This is a genomic window from Brachybacterium sp. J144, assembly GCF_036321705.1.
In the GTDB taxonomy this organism is placed as follows: domain Bacteria; phylum Actinomycetota; class Actinomycetes; order Actinomycetales; family Dermabacteraceae; genus Brachybacterium.
This window is the reverse complement of record NZ_JAZDCG010000034.1, coordinates 204,638-221,876: the sequence shown is the minus strand read 5'-3', so window position 1 is coordinate 221,876 and position 17,239 is coordinate 204,638. Positions and strand designations below refer to the sequence as shown.

At 74.1% G+C, this 17,239-nt stretch carries 15 protein-coding genes; 2 read left to right on the top strand and 13 right to left on the bottom strand.

The window, feature by feature from the left end; translation table 11 throughout:
* Positions 1–71: 71 nt before the first annotated feature.
* Genes V1260_RS14455 through glmS form a run of 7 tightly spaced genes read right to left on the bottom strand, consistent with a single transcriptional unit; the run spans position 72 to position 6,770 of the window.
* Positions 72–569, bottom strand: a complete 498-nt coding sequence (locus V1260_RS14455; RefSeq protein WP_329747522.1) for a GNAT family N-acetyltransferase — start codon at positions 567–569, stop codon at positions 72–74.
* Position 570: 1 nt separating this feature from the next.
* On the bottom strand, positions 571–1,251 hold the full coding sequence (gene tsaB / locus V1260_RS14450) for a tRNA (adenosine(37)-N6)-threonylcarbamoyltransferase complex dimerization subunit type 1 TsaB (protein ID WP_329747521.1): 681 nt from the start codon (positions 1,249–1,251) through the stop codon (positions 571–573).
* Entirely contained in the window at positions 1,251–1,775 is a 525-nt protein-coding gene (gene tsaE, locus V1260_RS14445) for a tRNA (adenosine(37)-N6)-threonylcarbamoyltransferase complex ATPase subunit type 1 TsaE (protein WP_329747520.1), read from the bottom strand. The genes tsaB and tsaE overlap by 1 nt, the downstream gene beginning before the upstream one ends.
* The gene (alr, locus tag V1260_RS14440) at positions 1,772–2,944 is read right to left on the bottom strand and encodes an alanine racemase (protein WP_329747519.1); all 1,173 of its coding nucleotides are present in this window, start codon (positions 2,942–2,944) and stop codon (positions 1,772–1,774) included. The genes tsaE and alr overlap by 4 nt, the downstream gene beginning before the upstream one ends.
* 13 nt (positions 2,945–2,957) lie before the next feature.
* Entirely contained in the window at positions 2,958–4,448 is a 1,491-nt protein-coding gene (locus V1260_RS14435) for an NAD(P)H-hydrate dehydratase (protein ID WP_329747518.1), read from the bottom strand.
* Positions 4,445–4,891, bottom strand: a complete 447-nt coding sequence (locus tag V1260_RS14430; protein ID WP_329747517.1) for a holo-ACP synthase — start codon at positions 4,889–4,891, stop codon at positions 4,445–4,447. The genes V1260_RS14435 and V1260_RS14430 overlap by 4 nt, the downstream gene beginning before the upstream one ends.
* Before the next feature lie 10 nt (positions 4,892–4,901).
* The gene (glmS, locus tag V1260_RS14425) at positions 4,902–6,770 is read right to left on the bottom strand and encodes a glutamine--fructose-6-phosphate transaminase (isomerizing) (protein WP_329747516.1); all 1,869 of its coding nucleotides are present in this window, start codon (positions 6,768–6,770) and stop codon (positions 4,902–4,904) included.
* 161 nt (positions 6,771–6,931) lie between these two features.
* Here glmS and coaA point away from each other — a divergent pair, with 161 nt between their 5' ends.
* The gene (coaA, locus tag V1260_RS14420) at positions 6,932–7,888 is read left to right on the top strand and encodes a type I pantothenate kinase (RefSeq protein WP_329747515.1); all 957 of its coding nucleotides are present in this window, start codon (positions 6,932–6,934) and stop codon (positions 7,886–7,888) included.
* A gap of 21 nt (positions 7,889–7,909) precedes the next feature.
* Here coaA and glmM read toward each other — a convergent pair whose 3' ends face one another.
* The gene (glmM, locus tag V1260_RS14415; protein WP_329747514.1) at positions 7,910–9,256 is read right to left on the bottom strand and encodes a phosphoglucosamine mutase; all 1,347 of its coding nucleotides are present in this window, start codon (positions 9,254–9,256) and stop codon (positions 7,910–7,912) included.
* A 68-nt stretch (positions 9,257–9,324) separates the two neighbouring features.
* Between glmM and V1260_RS14410 the strand changes: the two genes are divergently transcribed.
* Positions 9,325–12,693, top strand: coding sequence for a DEAD/DEAH box helicase (locus tag V1260_RS14410; RefSeq protein ID WP_329747513.1), 3,369 nt, complete (start codon positions 9,325–9,327; stop codon positions 12,691–12,693).
* 313 nt (positions 12,694–13,006) lie between these two features.
* Here V1260_RS14410 and cynS read toward each other — a convergent pair whose 3' ends face one another.
* The 5 genes from cynS to truA form a co-directional block, all read right to left on the bottom strand.
* The gene (gene cynS, locus V1260_RS14405; protein ID WP_329747512.1) at positions 13,007–13,468 is read right to left on the bottom strand and encodes a cyanase; all 462 of its coding nucleotides are present in this window, start codon (positions 13,466–13,468) and stop codon (positions 13,007–13,009) included.
* Between the two features lie 377 nt (positions 13,469–13,845).
* Positions 13,846–14,346 carry a 30S ribosomal protein S9 gene (gene rpsI / locus V1260_RS14400; RefSeq protein ID WP_329747511.1) on the bottom strand — a complete coding sequence of 167 codons (501 nt, stop codon included), beginning with the start codon at positions 14,344–14,346 and terminating at the stop codon, positions 13,846–13,848.
* A 52-nt stretch (positions 14,347–14,398) separates the two neighbouring features.
* Entirely contained in the window at positions 14,399–14,842 is a 444-nt protein-coding gene (rplM, locus tag V1260_RS14395) for a 50S ribosomal protein L13 (RefSeq protein WP_329747510.1), read from the bottom strand.
* Positions 14,843–15,189: 347 nt separating this feature from the next.
* A complete protein-coding gene (locus V1260_RS14390) occupies positions 15,190–16,290 on the bottom strand; it encodes a hypothetical protein (RefSeq protein ID WP_329747509.1) in 1,101 nt (366 codons plus the stop codon).
* The gene (gene truA, locus V1260_RS14385; protein WP_329747508.1) at positions 16,287–17,186 is read right to left on the bottom strand and encodes a tRNA pseudouridine(38-40) synthase TruA; all 900 of its coding nucleotides are present in this window, start codon (positions 17,184–17,186) and stop codon (positions 16,287–16,289) included. The genes V1260_RS14390 and truA overlap by 4 nt, the downstream gene beginning before the upstream one ends.
* Positions 17,187–17,239: the final 53 nt, after the last annotated feature.

Genomic DNA, 17,239 nt, shown 5'->3' with positions numbered 1-17,239 from the left:
GAAGGAACCATTGGGGGGTGGGTGTACCGATACAGACTCGCGCACGACGGACGCGAGTCGGCAGCGGCCGCTCAGAGCTCGCGCTGCATGACGATCGCGTCGACGTAGCCGTCGCGCACCCGGTAGTAGGCCCGCCGACGGCCGATCTCCTCGTAGCCGGCGGTGGTGTAGAAGGCGCGGGCGCGGTCGTTGTCCTCGCGCACCTCGAGCAGGAGCCGTGCCGCGCCGCCGCTGCGGGCCTGCTCCTCGCACCACCCGAGCAGCGCCCGGCCGATCCCCTCCCCGGGGCGCCGGGTGCCGATGGTGTGGAGGTCCGCGGTGTCCCCGGCGAGCATGATCCCGGCGTAGCCGATCAACCCCCGCTCGGCCTCCTCCCCGGCGGCCGCGATCACGTAGCGGCGATCGGGATGCTCGATCTCCGCGGCGACCTGGAAGACGTTCCACGCCTCCTCGGGGAACAGCTCGAGCTCGGCGAAGGCGATCTCCTCGACGTCCTCGAGGGTCGCGGGGCGCAGCGCCCAGCCGCGCCGCAGGACACCGCCCGTGTCGTCCTCTCCCGCCACCGACATCTCAGCGCCCCAGGGCGGACTTGCGGGCGGTCGGCTTCGCGGCGTCGGGCTCGCGCAGGTACAGAGGCGCGGTGTCGGAGAGGTCCTCCCCGGCGGCGAGGCGCTCGACGGCGGCGCGCAGCAGGTGCCCGGCGTCGACGTGCTCGAGCGGGTCCGTCGCCGGCAGCAGGTCGGGGTAGAGCGCCGTCCCGGAGCCGACGAGCAGGTCGCAGGCGGTGAGATCGGCGGTGACGTCGGCGGGCGCCGCGACGGCGGGACCGTCGATCCGCTCGAGGCGGCCGTCCTCCGCGCGGCGGTAGCGGGCGTGGTAGACCTCGCGGCGGCGGGCGTCGAGGGCGACGCCGACGGTGAGCGGCTCCGCCCCCGGATGTGCCGCGAGCGCCTGGTGCGCGAGCGCGTCGAGGGAGCACAGCCCGTACAGGGGCACCTGGAGCACGGAGGCGATCGTGCGCGCGCTGACCAGGCCCACGCGCAGTCCGGTAAAGGGCCCGGGCCCGCGGCCGGCGACCACGCCGGTGAGCTCGGTACGGCTCGCACCGGCGGCCTGCAGCGTCTCGTCGACCAGCGCCAGCAGCACCTCGTCGTGGTGGCGGGCGCGGGTGTCGGTGCGGACCGCGAGCACCTCCCCCTCGCGGGCGACGGCGACGCTCACCGCCCCCGAGGTGTCGATCCCCAGCAGCATCAGCTCTCCTCCTGCACGGTCAGTCCGGCCTCCGCGAGCACCTGCCGCAGCGCGGCGAGGTCCCAGCGCGGGCCGCTCGGGACGAGCCGCAGGGTGCGCGGCTCGTCGGGGTCCTCGGGGTCCTCGACCCGGTCGGGGCGCTGCAGCTCGATCCGCAGCACCGAGGGGGCGAGGTGCTCGACCCGGTCCCGGCCCCATTCGACGACGGTCACGGCGGTCTCGAGATCGGCCTCGAGATCTAGGTCGTCGATCTCGCCCTCGCCGCCGAGCCGGTAGGCGTCCACGTGCACGAGATCCGGGCCACCGCTCAGCGAGGGGTGCACGCGCTCGATGACGAAGGTCGGGGAGGCGACGGGGCCGCGCACGCCGAGGCCCGTGCCGAGCCCCTGGGTGAAGGTGGTCTTCCCGGCGCCGAGGGGGCCGTCGAGGACCAGCAGGTCCCCGGCGCGCAGGGCGCCGGCGAGCGCGAGGGCGACGGCGCGGGTGCCGTCGGCGTCGGCCGTCCGCACGACGAGGGCGCTCATGCGCGCACCTCCCGCGAGACCCGACCGGAGACGGAGGTGAGCACCTCGTAGGGGATGGTGCCGGCGGCGCGCGCCCAGTCCTCGGCCGTGGGGGCGGCGGGGTCGTTCGGGGCGCCCTTGGCGTCACCGAAGAGGAACACCCGGTCGCCCGCGCGGGCGGAGGAGTCCGGGCCGAGGTCGAGCACGATCTGGTCCATGCTGATGCGGCCCACCTGGCGGGCCCGGCGGTCGCCGGAGGCGGTGCGGACGACGACGTCCACGCCGCCGCTCGCGGCCCGGTGCAGGCCGTCGGCGTAGCCGATCGGGACCAGACCCAGGCGGGTCGGCGTCTCGGTGCGATAGGTGCGGCCGTAGCCGACGCTCTGCCCGGCGGGCACCTCCTTGACCATCGCCAGACGGCTGGTGAGGGTCATCGCGGGGCGGAGCTGGACGTCGGTGGTGACCGGCGGGCAGCCGTACAGGGCGATGCCGGGTCGCACGATGTCGCGGTGCAGATCGGGCCGGGTGAGCAGGGCCGCGGAGTTCGCGAGGTGCTGCAGCGGCACCGGGCCGACCTCCTCCTCGAGCGCCTCGACCGAGGAGTCGAAGATCTCGACCTGCTGGTCGGTCGCGGGGTCCGCGGGATCGTCGGCCGAGGTCAGATGGGTCCAGGCGGCGACGATCTGGATCACGTCGTCCTCCTGGGCGGCGGCGGCGAGAGCTCGCAGGTCATGCGGCATGACGCCGCCGCGGCCCATGCCGGTGTCGATCTTGAGGTGCACGCGGGCGCGACGGTCGGCGGCGCGCGCGGCGCGCGAGACGAGCTCGAGCATCGCCCGCGAGCCGACGGAGACGTCGATCCCCGCGGCGATCACCTCGTGCATCATCGCCTCGGCCGTCTCCGGCTCGTACAGCCAGGTCAGGATCGGCACCTCGAAGCCGGCACGGGACAGCGCCAGCGCGCTCGCGGGATGGGCGACGCCCAGCCAGGTCGCTCCGCCCTCGACCGCAGCCCGGGCGGCGGTGAGCATCCCGTGCCCGTAGCCGTCGGCCTTCACCACGGCCATGAGGGCGGTGTGCTCCTCGAGCAGGCCCGTCAGGGTGCGGGTGTTCTGCGTGATGGCCGAGGGGTCGATGACGGCGCGATTGGGCTGGTGCCGAGGGTCCTCGGCGGGGATCGGGATGGTCATCGGGCTCCTCGGATCACGGCTGGGCGCTCGCCAGGATAGTCCCGAGGGCGTGCGGGAGGGCGTCGGCGACGTCGAGGGCGACGAGCGGCACGCGCCCGCCGAGGGAGGCGCGGTGCGCGGCGCGGCCGTGGATCAGCGCGGCGAGGGCGGCGGCGTCGGGGCCGGTCAGCCCGCCGCCGAGGAGGGCGCCGAGGATCCCGGCGAGCACGTCCCCGGTGCCGGCGGTGGCGAGCTGGGCGGGACCGTCGGCCTGGCTGCGCAGCGGCCCGCCGCCGCCCGGGGCGATCAGGGTGATCGCGCCCTTGAGCAGCACGGTCGCCCCGGTCGCGGCGGCGAGGGCGCGGGACAGCTCCGGGCCGGGCAGGTCCGGGTCGAGCTCGAGCCGGCGGGCGAGCCGCTCCGCCTCGCCGCGGTGCGGGGTGAGCACCACCTCGGGGCCGAGGGCGTGCTCGGGACCGATCGCGTCGAGCGCCCCGGCGTCGAGCACCCCGCGGCGGAGGACGGGTCCGTCGCCGTCGGCCCCGGAGGGTACGGAGAGCAGGGCGAGGCCGCGCTCGGCCCGCGGGTCGTCCGGCGGGAGCCCCGGTCCGACGACGAGCACGTCCGTGCGCGGAAGTTCCGCGGGGGCGACGGGATGGCCGACCACCTCGGGGCGGGCGCGCCACACGAGCTCCCGCACGGACTCGGGGGCGAGCAGGCGCACCATGCCCGCGCCGGCGCGCGCGGCGCCCGAGCAGGCGAGGACCGCGGCGCCGGGGTATTCGGCGCTGCCGGCCAGCAGGGTCACGACGCCGCGGCGGTACTTCGAGTCCTCGGGGCGGGCGTGCGGCCAGAGCGCGGCGGCCTCGGCGTCCTCGAGCCGCTCGACCTCGGCGGCGGCCGGCAGGTGCGCGGCAAGCCCCAGCGGCACGAGGTGGACGGATCCGGCCCGCTCCGCCCCGCCGGGCAGCAGCAGGCCGGTCTTCACGGCGCCGAGGGTCACGGTCTCCGCGGCGATCAGCGCGTCCGGGTCGGCCTCGCCGGTGGTGGCGTCGACGAAGCTCGGCAGGTCGACGGCGAGCACCGGGACGCGCGCGGCGCGCACCGCCGCGAGCAGGGGGCGCAGGGTCGCGGGCGCCTCGGGGCGGGCGCCGAGGCCGACGATCGCGTCGAGCACCAGGTCGGCACCCTCGAGCAGCGCGGCGAGCGTCTCCTCGAGCTGCTCCGGCTCGGGCGAGTGCACCGTGCCGCCCGCGCGGCGGAGCGCGTCGGCCCCGCCCTCGTGGACGGTCCCGGCGGCGGCGAGCGCCTCGGCGCGGACCCCGTCGGCCCGCAGCAGCGCCGCCGCCCAGAGGCCGTCGCCGCCGTTGCTGCCCCGCCCGGCGAGGACCAGCACCCGGCGGGCGCCGCGCAGCCGCACCCGGGCGGCGATCCCCTCAGCCGCGCGGAGCATGAGCGGTTCGCCCGCCGCGAGCAGCGGCTCCTCGGCGGCGCGCACCGCCGCGGCCCCGTGCGCGCGGATCATGACTGGCCCCGCTCGGCGATCACGATGGCTGTCGCGACGTCCCCGTCGTGCGAGAGGGACAGGTGCAGGTGCTCGACCTCCTGCTGCTCGGCGGCGCGCAGGGTCGCGCCGCGCAGACGCAGGTGGGGGCGGCCCGAGGCGGCGCGCTCGACCGTGACGTCCTGCCAGGAGAACTCCCCCGGCGAGCCGAGCGCCTTGCCGACCGCCTCCTTCGCCGCGACCCGCGCCGCGCGCGAGGCGTCGGACAGCCCCCGCTCGGCCGGGGTCAGCAGACGGTCCAGGAGGGCCGGGGTGCGTTCGATCATGCCGGCGAGTCGCTCGATGTGGACCACGTCGATGCCGGTGCCCGCGATCAGCGAACGCTCGGAGACGCCGAACGCCCGGCCCCCGAACGAGTCGGCGGACTCGGAGGGGTCGGGCGCGGGCGGCGGGACGATGCTCATCCCGGCAGTATCACTCGACCGTGACGGACTTCGCGAGGTTGCGCGGCTGATCCACGTCCAGACCCTTCGCGGTGGCGAGGGCGCAGGAGAAGATCTGCAGCGGGATCACGGTCAGCAGCGGGGCGAATAGGGTGCGGGTGGCGGGCACGCGCAGCACCACGTCCGAGTACGGCAGGACGTCGTCGTCGCCCTCCTCCGCGATCACCAGGGTGCGGGCGCCGCGGGCGCGGACCTCCTGGATGTTGGAGACGACCTTGGAGTGCAGCGAGTCGCGGCCGCGCGGGGACGGGACGATCACGAACACCGGCTGGCCCTCGTCGACCAGGGCGATCGGGCCGTGCTTGAGCTCGCCGGCGGCGAAGCCCTCCGCGTGGATGTAGGCGATCTCCTTGAGCTTGAGCGCACCCTCGAGCGCGGTCGGGTAGCCCACGTGACGGCCGAGGAAGAGCACGCTGGTGGCGTCCTTCATCTCCTGCGCGAGCTGCTCGACGGACTCGGCGCCGTCGAGCACGGTCTGCACGTGCGCCGGCAGCTGCTCGAGGTCCTCCATGAGGGCGGCGATCTCGTCGGGGAAGAGGTTGCCGCGCACCTGGGCGAGGTAGAGGCCCAGCAGGTAGCAGGCGGTGATCTGGCCGAGGTACGCCTTGGTGGAGGCGACCGCGATCTCGGGGCCGACGTGCAGGTACAGCGCGGCGTCGGCCTCGCGGGGGATGGTCGAGCCGTAGGTGTTGCAGATCGCGACGACCTTCGCGCCCTGCTCCTGGGCGTGACGCATGGCCATCAGCGTGTCCATGGTCTCGCCGGACTGGGAGATCGCGACGACCAGGGTCTTCTCGGTGACGATCGGGTCGCGGTAGCGGAACTCGTGGGCGAGCTCGACCTCGGTGGGGATCCGGCACCAGTGCTCGATCGCGTACTTGGCGACGTTGCCGGCGTTCGCGGCGGTGCCGCAGGCGACGACGATGATCTTGTCGATGCTGCGCAGCACCGACTCGTCGATGCTCATCTCGTCCAGGTGCAGGGCGCCGGAGTCGATGCGGCCGCGGAGGGTGTCGGCGACGGCGGTGGCCTGCTCGTGGATCTCCTTCGCCATGAAGGACTCGAAGCCGCCCTTCTGCGCGGCGGTGACGTCCCACTCGACGGAGTAGCGCTTCTGCTCGGTGATCTCGGTGCCGGCGAAGTCGGTGACGACCACGTCGTCGGCGGTGACGGTGACGACCTGGTCCTGGCCGATCTCGAGCGCCTCGCGGGTGTTGTCCACGAAGGCGGCGACGTCGGAGCCGAGGAAGTTCTCGCCCTCGCCGAGGCCGACGACGAGCGGGGAGTTGCGGCGCGCGGCGACCACGCGGTCGGGCTGGTCGCGGTGGACGGCGAGGAGGGTGAAGGCGCCCTCGAGCTGGTTCGCGGCGGCGCGCAGGGCGACGGTGAGGTCGCCGGCGGTCGCCATCTCGCGGGCCACCAGATGGGCGGCGGCCTCGGAGTCGGTCTCGGAGCGGAAGGTGTAGCCGTCGGCCTCGAGCTCGGCGCGGAGTGCGGCGAAGTTCTCGATGATGCCGTTGTGCACCAGGGCGAGCTCGTCGTCCTTGCCCCCGAGGTGGGGGTGGGCGTTGTCGTCGGTGGGTGCGCCGTGGGTGGCCCAGCGGGTGTGACCGATGGCGACCCGGCCGCTGGTCTCGGTCGCGCCGTCGAGGGCCTCGCGGAGGTTCGCGAGCTTGCCGGCGCGCTTCTCGACGCGCACGGCGCCGTCATCGATCACGGCGACTCCCGCGGAGTCGTACCCGCGGTACTCGAGGCGGGCGAGGCCCTGGAGGGCGACGTCCACGGGACGGGAGGAGGGGGCTGCGGCCTGCGGGCCTGCGTATCCGACGATTCCACACATGGGGCTCAACCTAGGGGACGAGGAGCGCGCTCGCCCGGCTCGCGGCCCCCGGCGGGCGAGTCATGGATCACGCCCGCCGGGGGTGCTGGCGGACCCTGGCCGATCATGATCGGCACCGGTCACGTTCGCGCACGACCCCGGGATGGGCGAGAATCGTCCGCATGAAGGCTGCGCCGACGTCGAGCACCGTCACCCCGTTCGCGGAGATCCCCCGTGAGGAGTGGGCGCGGCTCTCCCAGCAGACCCCGCTGCCGCTCTCCGCGGAGGACGTCGACCGGCTGCGCGGCCTGGGCGACGGGATGGACCTGCACGAGGTCGACGCCGTGTACCGGCCCATCTCCCGCCTGCTGAACATCCACGTCGCCTCCGCGCAGGGGCTGCGGCGGGCGCGCGAGCACTTCCTGGACCAGCACCAGCAGCGGACCCCGTACGTGATCGGCGTGGCCGGCTCGGTCGCCGTCGGCAAGTCGACCACCGCGCGTCTGCTGCGGGAGCTGATGGCGCGCTGGCCGGACACCCCGCGGGTGCAGCTGGTGACCACCGACGGCTTCCTCCACCCCAACGCCGAGCTCGAGCGGCGCGGGATCATGCACCGCAAGGGCTTCCCCGAGAGCTACGACCGACGCTCGCTGCTGCGCTTCGTCTCGGACGTCAAAGCCGGGCACGAGCGGGTCGAGGCCCCCGTGTACTCGCACCTGACCTACGACATCCAGCCGGAGGAGCGGGTGGTGGTGGAGAGCCCCGACGTGCTGATCGTCGAGGGGCTCAACGTCCTCCAGCCCGCGCGGCCGCGCCGCGACGGGCGGCTGGGCATGGCCGTCTCGGACTTCTTCGACTTCTCGGTGTACGTCGACGCACGGGTCGAGGACGTCCAGCGCTGGTACGTCGACCGCTTCCTCGCGCTGCGAGCCACGGCCTTCGCCGATCCACGCTCGTACTTCCGCCGCTACGCGGAGCTCACCGACGAGGAGGCGCGCCAGACCGCGTCGAGGATCTGGCGCACCATCAACGGCCCGAACCTCACCGAGAACGTGCTGCCCACCCGGGGCCGCGCGGATCTGGTGCTGCGGAAGGACGCCGAGCACCGGGTGCACTCGGTGCTGATGCGGAAGGTGTGAGCGGGGCGGGCGCCCGCCGGCTCAGAGGCCGACGCGCTCGCGCACCACCACGGAGAGCCGCTCGGCGATCGCGGTCGCCTGCTCGTCGCTCGGCGCCTCGACCATCACCCGCACCACGGGCTCGGTGCCCGAGGGGCGCAGCAGCACCCGGCCGGACTCGCCCAGCTCCGCCTCCGCGGCCGCGATCGCGTCGGCGACCCCGCGGTCGATGGTGGCCTTGGCCTTGTCGACGTCCTTGACATTGATCAGCGCCTGCGGCAGACGGGTCATGACGGCCTTGAGCTCGGCGGCGCTGCGGCCGGTCTCGGCCATGCGCTGCAGCAGGTGGAGGGCCGTGAGCTCGCCGTCGCCGGTGGTCGCGTGCTCGGCGAGGATCACGTGGCCGGACTGCTCGCCGCCGATCGAGTAGCCGCCGAGGTTCATCTCCTCGAGCACGTAGCGGTCGCCCACGCCGGTCTGGCCCAGCACGATCCCGTGCTCGCGCATGGCGAGCTTGAGGCCGAGGTTGCTCATCACGGTCACCACCAGGGTGTCGTCGTGCAGCTTCCCGCGCTCCTTGAGGTCGAGGGCGAGGATGGCCATGATCTGGTCGCCGTCGATCTCCTCGCCGGCGGCGTCGACCGCGAGGCAGCGGTCCGCGTCGCCGTCGAAGGCGACGCCGATGTCGGCGCCGTGCTCGCGCACCGCGGCCTGCAGCGGGCCGAGGTGGGTGGAGCCGACGCCGTCGTTGATCAGCCCGCCGTCGGAGCAGTCGCCGATCACGTGGACGGTGGCGCCGGCGCGGCGCAGCGCCTCCGGGCCGGTTACGGCGGCGGCACCGTTGGCGCAGTCGGCGACGACGGTGAGGCCCTCGAGGGAGCGGTCCAGGGTGGAGACGAGATGGGCGACGTACTGCTCGATCGCGCCCTCGTAGCGGGTGATGGTGCCGACGTCGGTTCCCTGCGGGCGGTCCCACTCCTCGTGCAGCCGCGCCTCGATCGCGTCCTCCACCTCGTCGGGCAGCTTGGTGCCGCCGCGGGCGAAGAACTTGATGCCGTTGTCGGGGGCGGGGTTGTGGGAGGCGGAGATCATCACGCCGAGGTCCGCTCCGGTGGCCTGGACGAGGTGGGCGAGGCCGGGGGTGGGCAGCACACCCGCGTCCTCGACGTCGACGCCCGCGGAGGCGAGGCCGGCGCACACCGCGGCGGAGAGGAAGTCACCCGAGGGACGCGTGTCCCGCGCCACGATCGCCCGGGGACGGGTGCCGCCGAAGGCGCCGAGGGTGCCCAGCACATGGGCCGCCCCCACCGAGAGCTCCACCGCGAGCTCCGCGGTGATGTCGCCGTTCGCGCGTCCGCGCACTCCGTCGGTGCCGAAGAGTCGTGCCACAGGGTTCTCCTCACAGGGGGGTCGGTGATCCGCTGTGAGAGTACCCGGTGGCGGATATTTTGGAGGGTATGCCCGACGACGCCCTCCTCCCCCGCGTGCTGCCCTCCGCCATCAGCCACCACGTCGGTGATCGGACGGCGGGTCGCGGGCTCGCGCGCGCCCGTGAGGGCCGGGTCCGGTCCCTCGCCTGGGATGCCGGCGCGATGACGGTCTCGGCGACGGTCACCGACGACGACGGCGCGGTGCGGGCCCCGAGGGTCGAGCTCGCCGAGTACGCGGAGGACGCCGTCTCCCGCCGCTTCCAGCGCCCCTCCCCCGGCGGTCTCTGGCGGCCGAGCGCAGACCGCTGCACCTGCCCGACCGGCCAGGGATGCGCGCACGTCGCGGCGCTGCTCTACCACCTCAACGATCGCGCCGACCGGGCGCAGCAGGAGGCCCCGCCCGCGGAGTGGCGCAGCGTGCTGCGGCCGCTGCTGCGCGGCACCGCGACGACGTCGGCGGTGCGCCCGGTGGCGGTGCGCGTGGACCTCGAGGCGGGGCCGGCCGGGTCCGCCGCCTCCCGCGGCAAGCGGCAGACTGCGACGCCCGCGCACGTCGCCGCGGGGGACGAGTTCTGGGTGGGGCTGCGGCCCGTGACCCGCGGCTCGAAGGGCACCTGGATCCAGGGCGACCTCTCCTGGCGCACCTTCGAGTCGCGCACGGCCTCGCGCGACCTCGACTCGGTGCAGGCCGAGGCCCTCGCCCGGGTGTTCGCCGCCGCCGGCACCGAGCGCACCTACACCAGCGGGGCCGTCGAGCACCTGTGGCTGAACTCGATCAGCTCGCCCCTGCTGTGGCAGGCCCTCGCCCACGCCGTCGACGCGGGCGTCGAGCTGCTGCCCGGGGAGGGGCTGACCGCCGTCACCCTGCTGACCTCCGCTGAGGCGGGCCTGGACCTCCGCACCTCCGAGGCCCGCGCGGACGGGGCCGGGGACGCGGACGGCGCGACCGGGGGGTCGCCGGAGCCGGTCGGTGAGGCGGAGCCGGGCGGCGACCTCCACGTGCTCCCCCGGATCACCCTCGACGGCGAGCCCGCCCCGGAGGCGCGACTGCTCGGCGGCGCGGGCGTGCTCGAGGTCCGCGCCCACGACGCCGCGCTCGCGCTGCGCCTCGCCCCGCTGCCCACCGCGATCCCCCGCGAGCTGCGTGGCCTGCTGCAGCGCCGCACCCCGCTCGCCGTGCCCGCCGCGGACCGGGCGGCCTTCGTCGAGGTCGCCTACCCGCAGCTGCGCACCCTCACCTCCGTGACCAGCGGTGACGGCAGCGTGGACCTGCCCGCCGCACCCCGCCCCACCCTGCACCTGCTCGCCTCCTACGCGGACGGTGACCGGCTCACCCTGCGCTGGTCCTGGCGCTACCACGATCCCGAGCGCAGCCTCCCCATCGACCAGCGGCAGGGGGCGCGGCGCGACATCGCCCACGAGGAGGAGGTGATCGCCGCCGCGATGACGCTGTGGCCGACGGCCGGCTCCGCCACCCCCGAGCTGCTCAGCGGGGCGGACACCGCGAGCTTCTCCGAGCACGTGCTGGACCGCCTCGACGCGATGGACCACGTGGAGGTCGAGCTGGGCGGCACCCGCCACGCCTACCGCGAGCTGGACGGCGCCCCGCAGGTGCGCGTCACCCAGTGGCAGACCCCAGGCCGCAACGACTGGTTCGACCTCGGCTTCGAGATCACGATCGACGGCCGCCAGATCCCCTTCCCGAGCCTGTTCGTGGCCCTCGCCCGCGGCAAGGACCGGCTGCTCATGCCGGACCGCACCTACTTCTCCCTCGACCATCCGGCCTTCGACACGCTGCGGGAGCTGATCCGCGAGGGCGAGGCCCTCGCCGAATGGGAGCCGGAGGTGCAGCGGATCTCGCGCTTCCAGGTGGACCTGTGGGATGAGCTGCAGGAGATGGCCGACGAGGCGGAGGCCGCCACGAGCTGGTCCCGGGGCGTCGGCGCCCTGCGCGATCTCGAGACGATCCACGAGCCGCCGCTGCCCGCGGGCCTGCAGGCGGACCTGCGTCCCTACCAGCGGGAGGGGTTCACCTGGTTGTCCTTCCTGCACGAGCAGGCACTCGGCGGGATCCTCGCCGACGACATGGGCCTCGGCAAGACCCTCCAGGTCCTGGCGCTGATCGCGCGGGCCCGCGAGCTGACCCCGTCGGCCCCGCCCTTCCTCGTGGTCGCGCCGTCCTCGGTGCTGCCGGTGTGGCGGCGCGAGGCGGAGCGGTTCACGCCGGGACTGCGTGTGCGGGTGCTCGAGGCGACCTCCGCGGCGCGCGGCACGGAGCTGTCCGCCGAGATGCTCGGCGCGGATCTCGTGGTCACCAGCTATGCGGTGCTGCGCCGTGACGAGGAGGCCTTCGCCGACCATCCCGTCGCGGGGCTCGTGCTGGACGAGGCGCAGTTCGTGAAGAACCGCCGCTCCCGCACCCATCTCGCGGCGAAGCGCGTCCCCGCCCCGTTCCGCCTCGCGATCACCGGCACCCCGATGGAGAACTCCCTGGACGACCTGTGGGCGATCTCCGACCTGGTGGCGCCGGGGCTGCTGGGCGGGTCGACCGGTTTCCGCCAGCGATACACCCTGCCGATCCAGACCGGGGAGCATCCGCAGCGGATGGCGCAGCTGCGCCGCCGCGTGCGGCCCTTCCTGCTGCGTCGCACGAAGGAGCTGGTCGCCGCGGAGCTCCCGCCCAAGCAGGAGCAGATCCTCACGGTCACGCTGAGCCCCGAGCACCGTGCCGCCTACGACGCCGTGCTGCAGCGCGAGCGGAAGAAGGTGCTGGGGCTGATCGACACCGACCTCGAGCGCTCGCGGTTCATCGTGTTCCGCTCCCTGACGCTGCTGCGGATGATGGCGATCGACCCGCGGCTGGTGGATCCGGAGGACCATGCCGAGGCGCCGGGCACGAAGCTCGAGGCCCTCTTCGACCGGCTCGCCGAGGTGATCGGCGACGGGCACCGCGTGCTGCTGTTCAGCCAGTTCACCTCGTACCTCGACCTGGTCGCGGCGGAGCTGGACCGCTGGGACGTGGACTACGCGCACCTGGACGGCTCGACCCGGGATCGTGACGGGGTGGTCTCCGCCTTCCGCGAGGGGACGGCCCCGGTCTTCCTCATCTCGCTCAAGGCGGGCGGCTTCGGCCTCACCCTCACCGAGGCGGACTACGTGTTCCTGCTGGATCCGTGGTGGAACCCGGCGGCGGAGGCGCAGGCCGTGGATCGCGCGCACCGCATCGGCCAGGACCGCACGGTGATGGTGTACCGGATGATCGCGGAGGACACGATCGAGGAGAAGGTGCTCGCCCTGCAGCGCCGGAAGGCCGAGCTCTTCGACGCGCTGACCGATGGCGGCGAGGCCTTCCGCACCGCGGTCACCGCGGAGGACCTGCGCGAGCTGCTCAGCTGACCGGACCGCAGTCGCGCCCCGTGCCGGAGCCCGCTCGGTCCGCGAAGGCGGGCGCGGCGGCGCCGTACTCCCAGACGTCCCGTGCGATCGTCCGCCCGTCGACGAGCAGGGGCGGCGGCGGAGAAGCCGAGCCCGGAGAGGAACAACGCCGCGGCCGTGCCGCGGTAGAAGGGCACCGTCGCGAGGAGCGAGAGCGCCGAGACGCGCGGCGGGCTGGCGACGGCCACAGGGTCTCCTTCGACGGGGCGGCCGGCGGGATCACGGCACGATGCGGACGATCGCATTGCACCGCGGGGCCGTTGCCCCGAGCGGCTCACCCCTCGCTGGCCGCCCAGTCGTAGGACAGGAACTTCCCGTCGATCGTGAGGACCACGCGGTCGCCGCCGGGGTGGCTGCCTCGGCGCAGGTCGATCGAGCAGTTGATCGCGCTCATGATCCCGTCGCCGAACTCCTCGTGGATCAGGGCCTTGAGCGCCGGGCCGTAGACCTGGATCAGCTCCTGGAAGCGGTAGATGGTGGGGTCGGAGAGCAGTTCGGGGTCGATCGTGCGATACGGCTGCCGACGCAGAGCCTCGACCAGCTCGTCCTCGAGCTCCAGCTGCTCCGCGAGGGTCGCCGCGACCTCCGCGGGCACCGGGTGCGAGCCGAGCACCGCCGAGGTCAGCCACACCACCGGCCGCCGGGTGGCCTCGGCGAGCTGCGCCCAGGTCAGCCCCTTCTCCCGGCGCCGTGCGTCGATGATCTCGCCGGCGGTCCGCTTCTCGATCAGGTCCATGGCCCGTCCTCTCGTGGTGGTGGGGACAGGCTTGCCGATTGCAGCGGCCAGGACGGCGGAGGTCCGGGCTCCGAGTCGCTCCGTCACGGTCCGGTCACGCGGTGCCCGGTCCGGTGACGGGGTGCCCGGTCCGCGACGGGTGCCGGACTGGTCGCGGCCATGGTCGAGTACTGGCGTCTGGCGTATCAGTACGGCTATATATCCGTACTGGTACGCTACGCGCCGGTCACTGACCAATCCCCACCGCGTTCCTGCCCCACCTGAACTGCACAGGACCCGGCCACCCCAGCCCCCACACGCGACGATGCCCCCGACCCGGAGGTCGAGGGCATCGTGCGCACAGCGGGATCGCGGCGGAGCGAGGGCTCCGCGGTCGATCAGCGCTTGGAGTACTGCGGCGCCTTGCGGGCCTTCTTGAGGCCGGCCTTCTTGCGCTCGATGATGCGAGCGTCGCGGCGCAGGAACCCGGCCTTCTTGAGGGTCGGGCGGTTGTGCTCCTCGTCGATCTGGTTCAGCGCGCGGGACACGCCCAGGCGCACCGCACCGGCCTGGCCCGAGGGGCCGCCGCCGGTGAGGCGGACGATGACGTCGAAGCGACCCTGGAGGTCGAGCACCGTGAAGGGATCGTTGACCTCCTGCTGGTGCACCTTGTTCGGGAAGTAGTCCTCGAGGGTGCGGCCGTTGATGGTCCACTGGCCGGAGCCGGGGATCAGGCGGACGCGGGCGATGGCGCGCTTGCGGCGGCCGGTGCCGTAGCCCGGCGCGGTGGCCGACTGGCCGGCGCCGACCGCGGCCTCGCCGGTGGACTCGGTGGTGTAGCTCGACGGGGCATCCTCGTCGGTCACGGCCTCGAGGATGTCGGGGGTGGTCTCAGTCACGGTTCTCCTAGAACTTTCCGTGCGGCAGGGCGGAGTGGCGGGACGCCCCCGCTTACTGCGCCACCTGGTCGATGGTGAAGGGGACGGGCTGCTGCGCACCGTGGGGGTGCTCGGAGCCCGAGTAGATCTTCAGCTTCTTGATCTGCTGATCAGCGAGCTTGTTCTTGGGGAGCATGCCGCGGACGGCCTTCTCCACCGCACGCTCCGGGCGCTTCTCGAGCAGCTCGGAGTAGGGGACCCCGCGGAGGCCGCCGGGGTAGCCGGAGTGGCGGTAGGCCAGCTTGGTCTCCCGCTTGTTACCGGTCAGCGCCACCTTGTCGGCGTTGATGATGATCACGAAGTCGCCTGCATCCACGTGGGGTGCGAAGACCGGCTTGTGCTTGCCCCGGAGCAGCTGAGCAGCCTGGGAAGCGAGCCGGCCGAGGACGACATCGGTTGCGTCAATGACGTACCAGGAACGCTCGACATCGTCGGGCTTCGGGGTGAACGTACGCACTCGTGCCTTCTTCTCTCGTCAGAGTGCCCTGCGAGCACTGGGCTCGCGGGCACGGTTCGATGGACCGTGGACACGCTTCCTCGGAAAAAGCATGGCCTCACACGTCGTGCCCGTCCCGTTCCGCCTACGACGCGGCGACGGTCCTGGGTGCGGGTGAGACCCCTCCTCGCGCCGGAGATCTCATCTCGGCTGCAGAGGTGGGCACGCACCAAGGCACAACGACCGCTCATCGTACGGGGCCGCGATGACGAGCGTCAACGCGCGGGCCGGCCCTCCGGCTGTGATCTGCGCCAGAATCCGCCCGGCTCTGCCCGACTCCGCTCCGCTCGGCTCGACCCCGCTCCGGCTCAGGCCGACGGCGGCTTGATGTCGTCGTGCAGGACGGCGGTCTCGCGCTTCCAGGAGGGGGTCCGCAGGGCTCGGCGCAGCTCGGCGAGCCTCGGCGCGGTGCCGACGGCGGGCCACAGGTCCACCAGCATCCGGTCCCGGAGGCGCATCACGTTCCGGGAGGTCGTGGGGTCCACGGCGATCACCTCGTCGAGCAGCGGTCGCAGTGCGGGGTGGTCGGTGTGGAGGGCGCGGTCCTCGCCATGGGCGCGCACGGAGCGGACGCGCAGGTCGAGCCGGTCGAGCGCCCCCACCTCGGCGAGCTCGGGCGCGCTGTCCAGCAGCTCGACCAGCTCCGGCTCGCGCACGGACTCGGCGAGGGGACCGAGGGCGACGCGGATCAGCTCGTCGCGGGTCCCGGCGGTGCTGATCCGCGGGCGGTGCGCCGCCGCCAGTCCGTCGCGCCAGCCGTGATGCCGGCTGACCTGCTCCACCAGGGTGCGGCGTGCCTCCTGGATCCACTGCTTCTGGGTGCGGGTGTCGTAGCGGGTCCAGAGCGCGAGGAAGGCCTCGGCGTCGCCGCGCCGGGCGTGGTGGTCTCCGATCGCCCGCCAGCCGATCTCCGGCATGCTCGCCAGACGGGGATGCGCCGCGGCGGCGGTGGCGGCCTCCAGGTCGCCGTCGGCGAGGTGGCGGTGGACGATCGCGCGGCCGAAGCACTCCGCCACCGATTCCCGCGACCCCTCCGCGGCCCGTTCGAGGTCCGCCACCTCGAGCAGCCCGCCGGCCAGCAGCAGGCATCCGAGGTCCGAGAGCAGGGGCGGGTTCCCGACCCCGCCGGGACGTCCCGTGCGGACCATGGTCGCCACGCGCCGGGTGAACCGGTAGGGCCGGTCGAGCTGCCGCACCGCGCACAGCGGATCGTCGGCGCTCTCCGACTCGATCGCGGCGGCACGGCGCGCGAGGGTCTCCAGGGCCACGTCGATGAACGGGTGGCGGGGTACGGGCGGCGCGCCGGGGACGGCATCGGCCGCGCTGGGCGGGCGACGGTTCGCGGCCACCGCGCGATGCTCCGCGAGCGCCTCGAGGTACTGCCGGCCCGTCGTCGTCCCCCCCGTCATGAGGTCGAGGATCTCACGGGCCCCCGCCGCGCGCGGGCGAGATGCGCGCGGGCGGCGAGCTCCTCGTCCGGCGGATACGCGACGTGTTCGAGGGTGAGCCCCTGCGGCGGGCACAGCGGCGCCGCCCCCGCACTGTCCCGGGTCGCTGACTCGCGGGTGCGCGCGGCGAGCACCTCGGCGGGCCAGGTCTCGGGACGCCGCCCCTCCCCCACGCCGAGAAGCGCCCCGACGAGGGAGCGGACCATGTGGTGGCAGAAGGCGTCGGCGACGACGGTCGCGACGACGAGGCCCTCGTCGGCCCGCCCCTCCCCCGGCCGCTCCCAGGTCAGCTCCCGCAGCTCGCGCACGGTGGTCGCGCCGACGCGCGGGCGGCAGAAGGAGAGGAAGTCGTGCTCGCCGAGCAGCGGGGCGCTCGCGCGCGCCATCGCGGCGACGTCCAGGGGCCGACGGTGCCGCAGCACGTCCCGTCGCAGCGGGTCGTGGGCGGTCGGGCCGTCGGAGATGCGGTAGCGGTACCGGCGCCACAGCGCCCCGAAGCGGGCGTCGAACTCGTCACTCACCTCGCGGGCCAGATGCACCACGAGATCGTCCGGGAGCACACCCTCGAGCCGGGAGACGAGCGCCTCCTCGGGCGCCCGGTCCGAACGCCCGGGGAGGGTGGCGAGCACGGCATCGGGCAGGTCGAGGTGGCACACCTGGCCGCGGGCGTGGACCCCGGCGTCGGTGCGACCCGCGACCGTGACCCGCACCGGCACCCGGGCGATCCGGGCGAGGGCCTGCTCGAGCTCCCCCTGGACGGTGCGCTGACCGGGCTGATCGGCCCAGCCGTGGAAGGTGGTGCCGTCGTAGGAGAGATCCAGCCGCAGCCGGGTGGTGGGGGTCGCGGGATCGGGCATGTCAGCGATCGTAGCGGCGGTGCGGGGACCGCCCCCTGGGCACCTCGGCGGGG